Origin of the sequence: Rhodovulum marinum, assembly GCF_004343075.1 — a bacterium.
Classification (GTDB): domain Bacteria; phylum Pseudomonadota; class Alphaproteobacteria; order Rhodobacterales; family Rhodobacteraceae; genus Rhodovulum; species Rhodovulum marinum.
Genome location: NZ_SLXP01000002.1, coordinates 428,739 through 441,177, shown reverse-complemented (window position 1 = coordinate 441,177; position 12,439 = coordinate 428,739). Strand labels below are relative to the sequence as shown.

The following is a 12,439-nucleotide window of genomic DNA, read 5'->3' as shown; positions in this document are numbered from 1 at the left end:
CTAAACCCCGACCCGCGCGCCGTCGCGCGCAAAGAAATGCAGCCGCCCCTCGGGAAAGCCCAGCCCCACCGTGTCGCCCGGCGCGATCTCGGTCTCGCCGTCCGCGCGCACCACGATCTCGTCGCCCGCCTCGGTCCGGGTGTAGAGATAGCTCTCGCCGCCCAGCGCCTCCTTCACGCGCACGGTCACGTCGATCAGCCCCGCGCCCGGCGCGGCCAGCGCGACATGCTCGGGGCGGATGCCGGCGCGTGCAGGCGCGGTCTCGAGCGCGCGCGTCCCGAGCGGCACCCCGCGATAGGCGACCGCACCGCCGCCGGGCTCGACATCGAGGAAATTCATGCTCGGCGCCCCGATGAACCCCGCGACGAATTCCGTGGCGGGGCGGTGGTACAGCTCCATCGGCGCGCCCACCTGCTCGATCCGGCCGCCGTTCAGCACCACGATCACGTCGGCCATGGTCATCGCCTCGACCTGGTCATGGGTGACGTAGATCATCGTGGCGCCCAGTTCCCGGTGCAGCGTCTCCAGCTCCACCCGCATCTGGATGCGGAGCTTGGCGTCGAGATTCGACAAGGGCTCGTCGAACAGGAACACGCGGGGCTGTTTCACGATGGCCCGCCCGATGGCGACCCGCTGGCGCTGGCCGCCCGACAGCTGGCCGGGCTTGCGGTCGAGATACTCGGTCAGTTGCAGGATGCGCGCGGCCTCGGCGATGCGGGCCGCGCGGGTCTGTGGATCGAACCCGTTGACCTTCATGCCGAAATCCATGTTCTCGCGGACCGACATGTGCGGATAGAGCGCGTAGGACTGGAACACCATCGCCACGTTGCGGTCCGACGGCGCCACCGCCGTCACGTCGTCGCCGCCGATGGCGATGCGGCCCGAACTGATCCCCTCCAGCCCGGCGATGGACCGCAGCAATGTCGATTTCCCGCACCCCGAAGGCCCCACGAACACCGCGAACGCCCCGTCGGGGATATCCAGCGAGATGTCGAACAGCGCCTGGTCGGCGCCGTAATGCTTGTTGACCCCCTCCAGGGTGACCTGCGCCAAGATTGTCCTCCCCGGTCCCGCGCGCGCCGTCACGCAACGGCTTTACATTTGTATGATGGTTGATACAAATGAATGTCAAGCCCGCAACCGAGGGGCTGAACAACGGGAGGAGGACCCATGAAACTGAGATCCCTGGCAAGCGCCGGTGCCATCGCGGCTGCGCTGACGGCGGGCGGCACAGCCGCCAACGCCTGGTCGCTGGAAGAGGCGGCTGCGCCTTACGCGGGCACGACCGTCGATGTCGTGTTCCTGCTGCGCCCCGGCTACGAGGCGGCCGAGGCGATGATCCCCGAATTCACCGAGAAGACTGGCATCGAGATCAACATCACGAAACTCCCCTACGAGAACGCGCTGGGCGAACAGGTGCGCGATTTCGTGGCGGGCGGCGATCTGGATATCGCGCTGATCGACCTCGTCTGGATCGGCAACTTCGCCGAGAACGAGTGGATCGTGCCGATCGACAAGTTCACCTCGAATCCCGATCTGGCCGACCCCGAGCTCGACATCGACGATTTCTTCCCGCTGGTGCTGAACGCCTTCGGCGGCTGGAACGGCACGATCTACGGCCTGCCCTTCGACAACTACTCGGGGCTTCTCTTCTACAACCGCTGCATGCTGGAAGAGGCCGGGTTCGACGGCCCGCCCGAAACCTGGGACGCGGTGATGAACGAGTACGGCCCGGCGCTGACCAAGGACGGCAAATACGCCTACGCGCTGCAATCCAAGCGCAACGAGACCCAGTCCGCCGACAGCTTCGCGCGGATGCTCTGGCCCTTCGGGGGCTCGTTCCTCGACGAGAATTTCCGCTCCAACCTGATGAGCGCGGAAAGCCAGGCGGGGCTGAAATTCCGCCAGAACCTGATGCAGTACATGCCCGAGGGCATCGTCAGCTACGACCACGCCGAAACCGTGAACGCGCTGGCCCAGGGCGACGTCGCCTTCATCACCGAGTGGTCGGCCTTCTACGCCACGCTCAAGAACCCCGAGACCAGCCAGGTCACCGACTGCCTCGGCATCGCGCCCGAACCGATGGGGCCGGCGGGCCGCAAGCCCGCGCTGGGCGGCTTCAGCCTTGCCGTGGCCTCCCAGGCCGACGAGGACGAACAGGCCGCCGCCTGGCTCTTCATCCAGTGGGTGACGTCGAAGGCCAATGCCGAGACCTACCTCCGGAAGGGCGGCGTGCCCGCGCGCCAGTCGGTCTATGAACTGCCCGGGATCGCCGAGGAGTTCGACTTCGTCCCCGCGCTGGTCGAAAGCTGGCAGGACGGCGTGCCGGAATTCCGCCCGCGCTTTGCCGAGTGGCCCGAGATCACCGAGATCGTCCAGGAATGGGGCACCAAGATGATGCTGGGCGAGGTCACCACCGAGGAAGGCGCGCAAGAGATCGGCACCCGGATGGAGGCCGTGCTCGACCAGGCCGGCTATTACAGCGGCGAAAAGCCGCTGGCCCAGTAACGGGCCGGCACCGGGCCGGGGCGTGACGCGCGCCCCGGCCCGTTCTTTACAAGGGGCAGAAAGGTCACGCGCATGTCGTCACGCGTCCCGAAACGTACGCTGTTTTCCTTCATCGGGCCGTCGATCCTGGCGCTTGCGCTGGTGGGCATCGGCCCGCTGATCTACGCGGTCTGGACCTCGCTGCACTTCTTCAACCTGACCAAGCTGAGGCAGGTGGAGTTCATCGGGCTGGACAACTATGCCCACGTCCTGACCGACCCGATCTTCTGGGACGCGATGGGGCGGACCTTCCTGCTGCTCGGCATCGCGTTGCCCTTGCAGATCGCCTTCGGCCTCGGCATCGCGCTGCTGCTGCACCAGCCCGGGATCGGCTTCCTGAAAACGCTGACGCGGCTGGCCCTCGTCCTGCCGATGGCGACCACCTATGCCGTGGTGGGCCTGCTGGGGCAGGTGATGTTCAACATCAAGTACGGCGTGGTGAACCAGTTGCTGGGCTTCGTCGGCGTGGACCCGATCAACTGGATCGGCGACCCTGCCAACGCCTTCTACGCCGTCGTGTTCTGGGACGTCTGGCAATGGACGCCCTTCGTCGCGCTGGTCCTTCTGGCGGGCCTCACCACCGTCCCCCCCGAGATCGAGGAGGCCGCCCGGCTGGAAACCAGAAGCTGGTGGAAGGTGCTGCGCTATGTGCAACTGCCCTTCCTGCTCCCCGGTCTTGTCGCCGTGCTGATCCTGCGCACCGCCGACACGCTGAAACTCTTCGACATGGTCTTCACCATGACCCGGGGCGGGCCGGGAAATGCCACCGAGTTCATCTCGATCCTGATCCAGCGCGTGGGCTTCCGCGCCTTCGACCAGGGGCTGGCCTCGGCGCAGGCGGTGATCCTGCTGGTCATCACCATCGTCCTCAGCCAGCTTTACATCCGCGTCTTCTACAAGGAGGTGCGCTAGATGTCCGCGCGCGCGCCGGGGCAGGGGCGGGGCCTCGCCGTTCAGGCGGCGCTGCTCTGCCTGATCCTGATCTTCTGCGTCTTTCCGTTCTACTGGATGGTCACCACCAGCCTGAAGACCCAGCTTATCGCGCTGCAGGAACCGCCCGCGTGGATTTTCTCGCCAACGCTCGGCAACTACACCGAGGTGCTGTTCGAGGACGGGGTGGGCCGCACGCTGATCAACTCGCTGATCATCGCGGTCTCGACCACGCTGCTCGCCGTCGGCCTCGGCGCACCGGCCGCCTATGCGCTGGCCCGGTTCGAGTTTCGCGGCAAGAAGGACCTGTGGTTCTGGTTCATCACCAACCGCATGGTTTCGCCCATCGTCCTTGCCTTGCCGTTCTTCCTGATCGTGCGGCATCTCGGGCTTCTCGACACCCACCTCGTCCTGATCCTGATCTACCTGACCTTCAACCTGCCCATCGTGATCTGGATCTGCACCGACCAGTTCCGCGCCATCCCCTATGACCTCGACGAGGCGGCGATCCTCGAAGGCGCCTCGCATTGGCGCATCTTCCGCTCGATCTGCCTGCCGCTGGCGATGCCGGGGGTTGCGGTCAGCGCCATCTTCTCGTTCATCTTCTCGTGGAACGAGTTGATGTATGCCATCGTGCTGACCCGCAACACCGCCAAGACCGCGCCCGCCATGGCCGTTTCCTTCATGGAGGGTTACAACCTTCCCTATGGCAAGATCATGGCCACCTCGACGCTGATCGTGGTGCCCGTCCTGATCTTCGCGCTGATCGCGTCGAAACAGCTTGTGCGCGGCCTGACCATGGGCGCCGTGAAATAGTGCGCCCCGAACCCAAGACCCCCCGCGTCGACGAGGAGGAACGCTTTCTCACCCGCGTCGCCTGGGCCTATCACGTCGAGGGGATGACCCAGGGCGAGGTCGCCGCGAAACTGGGCGTCACCCGCCTCCGCGTGAACAGGGCCCTGGCCGAGGCCCGCCGCATCGGCCTTGTCCGCGTGTCCTTCAACACCGCCTATGCCGCCTGCGCCGAGGTCGAGGCCGCCCTGGTCGACCGGTTCGACCTGACCACGGCCTATGTGGTGCCGTCCGCCTCGGACCCGGGCGACACGCAGACCATCGTGGGCGCGGCGCTGGGCAACCTGCTGACCGAGGTGCTGGCCGACCCCGCGGTGCGGCTCTTCGGCATGTCCTGGGGCAACACGCTGAACCTTGCCACGCGCTTCATGGCGCCGCTGAACCGGCCCGACCTGGAAATCGTGTCGGTCATGGGCGGGCTGACCCGCGGCTCGGACCTCAACAGTTTCGAGATCACCACCCGGCTGGCGGATTTGTGCAACGCGCGCCACAGCTATTTCACCGCGCCGCTTTACGCCGGCAGCCGCGCCAGCCGCGACACGATCATGCAGCTCGACGTGTTCGTCGAGGTGCTGGAGAAAATCCGGTCCGCCGACGCGCTGGCGATCGCCGCGGGCGACATTTCCGACCGCTCGCTTCTGATGCGCGACGCGCTGCCCGGCGACGTGACGCAGGCGGAACTGCGCGCACTGGGCGCGGTGGGTGATATCCTCGGCGTGGTGATCGACGCCGATGGCCGCCCGCTGGATCACCCGGTGAACGAGCGCGTGATCGGCGTGGGGCTGGCCGACCTCGCCCGCGTGTCCAACGTTATCCTCGCCTCGGGCGGAGCGCACAAGGTGCCCGTCCTGCGCGCGGTCCTCGGCCTCGGGCATATCGACAGTTTCGTGACCGACGAGGCCACCGCCCAGGCCATCCTGGGGGCGCCATGAGCCAGGTCATCGGCATCGACATCGGCACCTCGGGCGTCAAGGCCGTCCTGGTGGGCGAGGCGCTGGACGTGCTGGCCGAGGCCAACCGCCCCATCCCCGTCTCGGTCCCCCATCCGGGCTGGAGCGAGCAGCACCCCGACCTCTGGGTCGACGCCGTGTTCGCTTGCCTCGACGCACTGGCCGCCGCGAACGACCTGTCGGGCGTCGCCGGGATCGGTTTCTCGGCGCAGATGCTGGGCCTCGTGCTGCTGGACGAGGCGCTGCGCCCCGTCCGCCCCGCGATCCTGTGGAACGACCAGCGCGCGCTGGCCGAATGCGCGGACCTTGCCGCGCTTGTTCCCGATATCGGCCAACGCACCAATTGCGCCCCCGATCCGGGGATCAACGCCGCGAAACTGCTGTGGCTGGCGAAACACGAACCCGAGGCGCTGGCCCGCGCGCGCATGCTGGTGCTGACCAAGGATTACGTGCGCCTCGCCCTGACCGGAGAGCTGGCCTCGGACCCAACCGACGCGGGTGGCACCCAGCTTTTCGACATTCCCACGAACCGTTGGGACGAGGGCCTGTGCGCCGCAGTCGGCTGGAACCCCGACTTGCTGCCCCCCATTGTCAACACCTGGGCCGCCGCCGGGCAGGTGCGTCCTGACCTTGCCCGCCGATGGGGCCTTGGCCCCGCCGTGCCCGTCGCCGCCGGGGCGGGCGACAACATGGCCGCCACGCTGGGCGTGGGCGCGGGCGCGCCGGGCGATGCGGTGGTCACCGTCGGCACCTCGGGCGTGGCCTGCATCGTGGACGGGGCCTTTCACCCCGCGCCGCAGGCGGCCGTCCTGACCAGCGCCCACGCCGCGCCCCGGGCGTTTCTCTCCATGGGCGTGGTGATGGCCGCGACCGCGTCCCTCGACTGGGCCGCGCGGCTGACGGGCCGAACCGCCGCCGACCTCGCCGCCGCCGCCGAGACCCTTCTGGCTGAGGGCCGCGCCCCCGACGCGCCGGTCTTCCTGCCCGCGCTGACCGGCATCCGCACCCCCCATGGCCGCCCCGACCTGACCGCGCGGCTCGACGGGCTGCGGCTGGGGTCGGATGCCGCGTCGCTGGGCTGGGCCGCGCTGGAAGGGGTGGCCTTCCTGATGGCCGATTGCGTCGCCGCCCAGGTCGCCGCGGGCGTGCCCTTCGACCGGCTGGCGGTGGTGGGCGGCGGCACGCGCAGCGCGCTGTGGATGCGGATGATCGCCACGCTTCTGGGCCATCCCGCGGGCCTGCCCGACCGCGCCCCCGTCTCGGCCTGCCTCGGCGCCGCGCGGCTCGCCCGCGTCGCCGCCGGGCTTGACCGCGCCGACAGCCTCGCCGCCCGGATGCCCGGTTTCGACCGCGTGATCGACCCCGACCCGGCGCTGGCCGAGATCCTCGCCCCCCGCCGCGCCCGGTTCCACCGCCTGATGGATCAGGCGCTGGCCTGACCTCAGCCCGCCAGCGCCTGCATCACCGACAGGAAGCGCGCGACCTCGGCTTCGGTGTTGTAGTGGCAGATCGACAGCCGCACGCAATCGTCCATCCCCAAGGGCCGCAGCACGCTGCCCGAGTAGTGATCGGCCTTGCGCGTGTGCACCCGGATCCCGTTCTGGCGCAGGTGTTCCACCAGGTCGGCCGATGCCCAGCCCGCCAGCCGGAATGACACCACGCCTTCGCGCCCTTCGACCGCGTCTCCGCCCACAAGCGTGACACCCGCCATCCCGCCAAGGCCCGGCAAGTTCCCCGTGCCGCCCACCAGCGCCCGGGTCAGCGCGGCCTCGTGCGCCTTGATCGCGCGGCCCGCCGCTTCCAGCCGTACGCGCCGGTCGGCGCTGTCGTCGAACCGCCCGCCCAGCCAGTCCAGATAGGCCACCACGTCCGAAAACGTCGCATAGGCGCCCGCGTCCCGCGTGCCCAACTCCCAGTTGTCCTCCGGCCCGCCGGCCAGCTGGTCCTTGGCGCAGGCGGTCAGCCGGTCCGACGCCCAGGCCACGCCATAGCCGTGGCGCGAGAACATCTTGTAGGGCGAGACCGCATAGCCATCGACGCCCAGCGCGGCGACATCGACGGCGCCATGGCTGGCATGCTGGATGCCGTCCACCACGATCAGCGCCTCGGGCGCGACCTCGCGGATCGCCGCGGCGACCCCGCCCACATCCACCGCCATCCCCGTCACCGGCGAGGTGTGCAGGATCGTCGCCACCCGCACCTCGGGGGTGAGATGCGCGCGGTAGGCCTCCACCCCGACACAGCCCGTCGCGTCGTCATGCGGCACCCGGATCACCGCGCGCCCCGTGATCCCCGCCCAGCGCGCCATGGCGCTGGCCGTCGCCGGATGCTCCAGCGTGGACCCGATCATCACGCCGCCCGCCTCGGCCCCCAGCGCCGCCGTGCGTACCAGCCGGAACAGCAGCTCCGTCCCGCTTTCGCCGACGAAGACCCGGCCGCCCGCGGCGTTGAAGAACAGGCGCATATCGGCCTTGCCCGCGTCCACGATCTCCTGCAGCCGCTGGCCTGCGCCGTTCACCCGGCCGGGATTGTCGGGGATCGAGGCGTGGAACGCGCTGGTCTCGGCCACCTTTTTCAGGTGCAGCGCGCCGCCCGCGTTCTCGAAGAAGATCCGCGGCCCCTCGAAGGGGCAGGCGTCCACATGGGAAAAGCGGCTGCGGACCTCGTCCATCAGGCCGGGCGTATCGGCGATCATGATCTGCGCTCCATGGCTGTGCGAAGCGCCCCGTCAAGGGCGGGGCTGGCCTTTCCGATACGACAGGCGGCGGGGCTTGCCCACCGCAGAATGGTGTCAGGTCCCGGCCCGCGACGTCGCATCGACTGGCGCACCGGCATCGCGCCGCCCGTGTTTCTGGCGCGGTCGGTCCCTTCGGGTTTCGCCCCGGCTGCGCCGGGGCGACCGGGGCCGGGGGCTGGCGCCCCCGGCCTTGGGGGCGGCGGGTCGGCAGTTTTTCCGGGGAGTTCGGGGCGGGTGTTCTGCGGGCTGTCGAGGCGTAGGGGGCGTGCCGGGGATCGGAGGTGTCGGGCGGGCGGGATGCTCGTGGCGGGTTCCCGGTCGCGCGTTCTGCGTCGGTCTGGTCTTCCCTTCGGGTTTCGCCCCGGCTGCGCCGGGGCGACCGGGGCCGGGGGCTGACGCCCCCGGCCATGGGGGCGGCGGGTCGGCAGTTTTGCCGGGGAGTGCGGGGCGGGTGTCCTGTGGGCTGTCGAGGGGAGGGGGCGTGCCGGGCATCGACGGCATCCCGCGGGCAATATGATCGTGGCGGGCCTCTGGCCGCGCTTTCTGCGGCGCGCTTTGTCACACGGCGCCCTCGGCGTCGCATCGGCAAAACGGGCCGGGGGCGTCAGCCCCCGGCCCCCGGTCGCCTCGCGCAGCGAGGCGAAACCCGCAGGGTCCTGTTCCACCGCACCCCGCCCGTTCACCCGTCAGGCCGCCGCTCAGGGCTGGTCGGCGGCGCGGCAGGGCGTGTGGCGCAGCAGGTCGTCCAGCATGTCGGAAATGTCCTCGATCCGTTCGGCCACCACATGGGTCACCCCCGCCTCGCGCTGCAGCCGCCCGGTGACCCGCAACAGCCGTCCCGCGATCACCGCCCGGCGATGCCGCTCGAACATCTTGGCCCAGACCACCACGTTCGCCACGCCCGTCTCGTCCTCCAGCGTGACGAAGATCACCCCCTTGGCGGTGCCCGGCCGCTGGCGCACCAGCACCAGCCCCGCCACCGCCACCCGCGCGCCTGCCGGCGGCAGGTCCAGCATCGCGTGCGGCAGACAGGAAGGCGGCCTGGGCCAGTCGCGGGGGCGGGGCATATCCATCAGAACAAGAGTAGAACAAACCGCCTGTCAGGGAAAGGGGGCATGCCCGGGGCAAACGCCGGTGACCGCGATCCCGTACCCTGCGGCCCAGCCCCAAGGTCGCGCCCGGCCCCCTTTGCTCCGCGTCGGCAGGCGAAAGCCGACCGGGATCGGCCCGCAAAGCCGGGCCTCCGCGCCCGCCCCCGTCAACCCCGAACGGCAACCCGCACGAATCCGCCTGCCTGATCCGCAATCTGCCCGGTTCGATCCCGTCGCTTCCCGGCCTTGCAAAGGGCAAGGGCTGCCTGACCGGTGCGGGCCGCGACAACCCGGTTTCTAAAAAGGTGACCCGCCCTGGACCGCGCGCGGCCCGAACCCCCGCCACGCCCGCGCCCGGAACGGCGCGCAAGGAAACCACCTGCACTACCCTGGTCAGCGCAGGGCACCGGGCCTTGGGGGCACTTGCGCCCCGGTCCTCCTTCGATCACCGCGCCCGGGCGATCCGTCCAGGCGCCCGTTCGTGCCGGTGCGGCAGGTGGCGCCCATGCGGCCGCCGCCATGGCCGGCGACCTCCTCGGGCGCGCCGGCCCTGTCTGGCCCCGCGCGGCCTCGCCCCGGGGGGAACGCCCATCACGCCGACCCTCCGCACCCGATCGCGGCCCACCCGATCGGCATCGGCGCCCCACGGCACCCGCCCGCACCCGTCCGGGCCGTCGCCGCCCGCGAATGCGAAGGGGCCGGGTTGTTTCCGGTCCTCGGGCCGGTCCTCGGGGCGACCCGAAGCCTGCCCGGGACGACACGAAAAGTCATATGGAATTCATATGGAAATCATATGCGATTCATATACTGGAATCCGGTCCCGCCGCCCGCTTTCGGCTTTCGCTGGAAAAACCCGCCCGCCTCGCCTATGTGGGGCCTCGACCCGGAGCAAAGGAGGCACGGCCCGCATGGCGAAGATCACCTATATCGAGTTCAACGGCACCGAACATGTCATCGATGTTGCGAACGGTTTGACCGTCATGGAAGGCGCCCGCGACAACGCCATCCCCGGCATCGACGCCGATTGCGGCGGCGCCTGCGCCTGCTCGACCTGCCATGCCTATATCCACCCCGACTGGGTCGACCGGCTGCCCGCCATCGAGGAGATGGAGGCCGACATGCTGGATTTCGCCTATCAAACCGACCCCAAGCGGTCGCGCCTGACCTGCCAGATCAAGGTGACCGACGCGCTGGACGGGCTGATCGTGCAGATGCCCGAGAAACAGATCTGATGCGGCTGGCGGCGGCCCTGGTCGCCGCCCTTCTCGCCGCCCTTCTCGCCGCCCCGGCGGCGGCCGAAATCGTCTCGGCCCGCTATGCCGAGCCCACCACGCGCTATGCCCACGGGGTGCTGGGCGACGCGGTGGAATGGGGCGCGCTCGACCTGCGCCTGTCGGACGGTCGCAACCGCCGCATCATCCTGCCGAAGGGCCGCGTCTTCGAGGATACCGAACCGCGGCTGGCCGATCTCGACGGCGACGGAAATCCCGAGATCATCGCCGTCGAAAGCCACCTCGATCGCGGCGCAAGGCTTTCGATCTACAACGAAAACGGGTTGCTCGCCGCAACCCCCTTCATCGGGACGCGCCACCGCTGGCTGGCGCCGGTGGGCGCGGCCGACCTCGATGGCGATGGGCGGGTGGAAATCGCCTATGTCGACCGCCCGCACCTGGCCCGCACCCTGCGCATCTGGCGGTTCGAAAACGGCCGCCTCCACGAAATCGCCAGCGCCGAGGGGCTGACCAATCACCGCATCGGCGACGATTTCATCTCGGGCGGCATCCGCGAGTGCGGGCAAGGCCCCGAACTTGTCCTCGCCAGCCCCGACTGGTCGCGCCTCTTGCTGGCCCGCCTCGTGACAGACCGCATCGAAACCCGCCCCGCCGGCCTGCCCGCGACCGCTGCGGGGTTCCGCGCCGCGCTGGCCTGCCGAAACTAGGCGCAGCCCCTTGTTCTTCTTGGTGAAAATACCCTCTGGGGTGAATTGTCCGCAGGACAAGATGGGGCGGATAGCCCCCTGCGTCCGGCCGGTCAGAGCGCGCGCCAGCCGATATCGCGGCGATGGAATCCACCGGGCCAGTCGATCCGGTCCACCATGTCATAGGCCCGGTCGCGGGCCTCGCGCAAACTGGCGCCCCGGGCGGTCACGTTCAGCACCCGCCCGCCCGTGGCCACCACCTTGCCCTCGCGCGCGTCCGTTCCCGCGTGGAACACCATGTGCGACGAATCCTCGGGCAGGGCGTCCAGCCCACCGATGACAGACCCTTTCGCGTAGGCCCCCGGATAGCCCTGCGCGGCCATCACCACCGTCATCGCGTGGTCGTCCGCCCAGTTCACCCGTGCCTCGCCCAGCCGCCCCTCGGCGCAGGCCAGCAAAAGATCCAGAACCTGGCCGCCCAGCCGCATCATCAGCACCTGGCATTCCGGGTCGCCGAAACGGACATTGTATTCCACCAGGCGCGGCGCGCCGTTCTCGATCATCAGACCGGCATAAAGCACCCCGCGATAGGGCGTGCCGCGGCGCGCCATCTCGGCCACGGTGGGTTTCACGATCTCGTTCAGCGCCCTCTCGCAGACCTCGGGCGTCATCACCGGGGCGGGGGAATAGGCGCCCATGCCGCCCGTGTTGGGGCCGGTATCGCCCTCGCCCACGCGCTTGTGGTCCTGGGCGGTGCCGATCGGCAGCACGTTTTCGCCGTCGCACAGCACGAAGAACGACGCCTCTTCGCCGGCCATGAATTCCTCGATCACCACCTCGGCGCCCGCACCGCCGAAGGCGCCGCCGAACATGTCGTCGATGGCCGCCTCGGCCTGTTCGACGGTTTCGGCGACGATCACCCCCTTGCCCGCGGCCAGCCCGTCGGCCTTGACCACGATGGGGGCACCTTGGGCGCGCACGTAAGCCTTGGCCGCCGCGGCCTCGGTGAAATGGCCGTAGGCGGCGGTCGGCGCGCCGCAGGCATCGCACACCGCCTTGGTGAACGCCTTGGAGGCCTCGAGTTCGGCGGCCGCCCGGCTGGGCCCGAAACACGCGATGCCCGCCGCCGCCAGCCGGTCGGCTACACCCGCCGCCAGCGGTGCCTCGGGGCCGATCACCACGAAATCGACGGCGTTTTCCTCGGCGAAGGTGGCCACCGCGCCGCCATCCTCGATGTCCAGCGCCGCGCATTCGGCGATTTCGGCGATCCCGGCATTGCCCGGCGCCACGATCAGCCGGTCGCATTTCGGGTTCTGCAGGATCGCCCAGGCCAGCGCATGTTCGCGCCCGCCGCCGCCCAGGATGAGGATGTTCATGGCGCTCTCCGCTTGGCCTTTCCTGCCGCGCGTTCTAG

General features: G+C 69.6%; 11 protein-coding genes. 7 read left to right on the top strand and 4 right to left on the bottom strand.

Annotated features, from left to right (window positions below; all coding sequences use genetic code 11):
* Positions 1-1,053 (bottom strand): ABC transporter ATP-binding protein, encoded by a 1,053-nt coding sequence (locus EV662_RS05250; RefSeq protein WP_132461080.1) that lies wholly within the window; start codon positions 1,051-1,053, stop codon positions 1-3.
* 117 nt (positions 1,054-1,170) lie between these two features.
* Between EV662_RS05250 and EV662_RS05245 the strand changes: the two genes are divergently transcribed.
* From EV662_RS05245 to xylB, 5 genes are all read left to right on the top strand, one after another.
* On the top strand, positions 1,171-2,508 hold the full coding sequence (locus EV662_RS05245) for an ABC transporter substrate-binding protein (protein ID WP_132461079.1): 1,338 nt from the start codon (positions 1,171-1,173) through the stop codon (positions 2,506-2,508).
* Between the two features lie 72 nt (positions 2,509-2,580).
* Complete coding sequence (locus tag EV662_RS05240; protein ID WP_132461078.1) at positions 2,581-3,459, top strand: carbohydrate ABC transporter permease; 879 nt, start codon at positions 2,581-2,583, stop codon at positions 3,457-3,459.
* Positions 3,460-4,293 (top strand): carbohydrate ABC transporter permease, encoded by an 834-nt coding sequence (locus tag EV662_RS05235; protein ID WP_132461077.1) that lies wholly within the window; start codon positions 3,460-3,462, stop codon positions 4,291-4,293.
* Positions 4,293-5,261, top strand: coding sequence for a sugar-binding transcriptional regulator (locus EV662_RS05230; protein ID WP_243695771.1), 969 nt, complete (start codon positions 4,293-4,295; stop codon positions 5,259-5,261). The genes EV662_RS05235 and EV662_RS05230 overlap by 1 nt, the downstream gene beginning before the upstream one ends.
* Positions 5,258-6,718 (top strand): xylulokinase, encoded by a 1,461-nt coding sequence (gene xylB, locus EV662_RS05225; RefSeq protein WP_132461076.1) that lies wholly within the window; start codon positions 5,258-5,260, stop codon positions 6,716-6,718. Before EV662_RS05230 ends, xylB begins: the two co-directional genes overlap by 4 nt.
* Positions 6,719-6,720: 2 nt before the next feature.
* On the opposite strand, the gene EV662_RS05220 is transcribed toward xylB, so the two are convergent.
* Positions 6,721-7,974, bottom strand: a complete 1,254-nt coding sequence (locus tag EV662_RS05220) for an aminotransferase class V-fold PLP-dependent enzyme (RefSeq protein ID WP_132461075.1) — start codon at positions 7,972-7,974, stop codon at positions 6,721-6,723.
* A 740-nt stretch (positions 7,975-8,714) separates the two neighbouring features.
* Positions 8,715-9,089 (bottom strand): OB-fold nucleic acid binding domain-containing protein, encoded by a 375-nt coding sequence (locus EV662_RS05215; RefSeq protein WP_132461074.1) that lies wholly within the window; start codon positions 9,087-9,089, stop codon positions 8,715-8,717.
* A gap of 926 nt (positions 9,090-10,015) precedes the next feature.
* Between EV662_RS05215 and EV662_RS05210 the strand changes: the two genes are divergently transcribed.
* Both EV662_RS05210 and EV662_RS05205 read left to right on the top strand, forming a co-directional pair.
* Positions 10,016-10,339, top strand: a complete 324-nt coding sequence (locus EV662_RS05210; protein ID WP_132461073.1) for a 2Fe-2S iron-sulfur cluster-binding protein — start codon at positions 10,016-10,018, stop codon at positions 10,337-10,339.
* Positions 10,339-11,046 carry an FG-GAP repeat domain-containing protein gene (locus EV662_RS05205; RefSeq protein ID WP_132461072.1) on the top strand — a complete coding sequence of 236 codons (708 nt, stop codon included), beginning with the start codon at positions 10,339-10,341 and terminating at the stop codon, positions 11,044-11,046. Before EV662_RS05210 ends, EV662_RS05205 begins: the two co-directional genes overlap by 1 nt.
* 92 nt (positions 11,047-11,138) lie before the next feature.
* On the opposite strand, the gene purD is transcribed toward EV662_RS05205, so the two are convergent.
* Positions 11,139-12,401 (bottom strand): phosphoribosylamine--glycine ligase, encoded by a 1,263-nt coding sequence (purD, locus tag EV662_RS05200; RefSeq protein WP_132461071.1) that lies wholly within the window; start codon positions 12,399-12,401, stop codon positions 11,139-11,141.
* Positions 12,402-12,439 lie beyond the last annotated feature (38 nt).

Excerpts from the sequence above, each read along its gene's own strand:
- purD (WP_132461071.1), bottom strand. The coding sequence starts at position 12,401 with ATGAACATCCTCATCCTGGGCGGCGGCGGGCGCGAACATGCGCTGGCC.
- EV662_RS05245 (WP_132461079.1), top strand. The coding sequence starts at position 1,171 with ATGAAACTGAGATCCCTGGCAAGCGCCGGTGCCATCGCGGCTGCGCTG.
- EV662_RS05240 (WP_132461078.1), top strand. The coding sequence starts at position 2,581 with ATGTCGTCACGCGTCCCGAAACGTACGCTGTTTTCCTTCATCGGGCCG.
- EV662_RS05205 (WP_132461072.1), top strand. The coding sequence starts at position 10,339 with ATGCGGCTGGCGGCGGCCCTGGTCGCCGCCCTTCTCGCCGCCCTTCTC.
- EV662_RS05235 (WP_132461077.1), top strand. The coding sequence starts at position 3,460 with ATGTCCGCGCGCGCGCCGGGGCAGGGGCGGGGCCTCGCCGTTCAGGCG.
- EV662_RS05220 (WP_132461075.1), bottom strand. The coding sequence starts at position 7,974 with ATGATCGCCGATACGCCCGGCCTGATGGACGAGGTCCGCAGCCGCTTT.
- xylB (WP_132461076.1), top strand. The coding sequence starts at position 5,258 with ATGAGCCAGGTCATCGGCATCGACATCGGCACCTCGGGCGTCAAGGCC.
- EV662_RS05210 (WP_132461073.1), top strand. The coding sequence starts at position 10,016 with ATGGCGAAGATCACCTATATCGAGTTCAACGGCACCGAACATGTCATC.
- EV662_RS05215 (WP_132461074.1), bottom strand. The coding sequence starts at position 9,089 with ATGGATATGCCCCGCCCCCGCGACTGGCCCAGGCCGCCTTCCTGTCTG.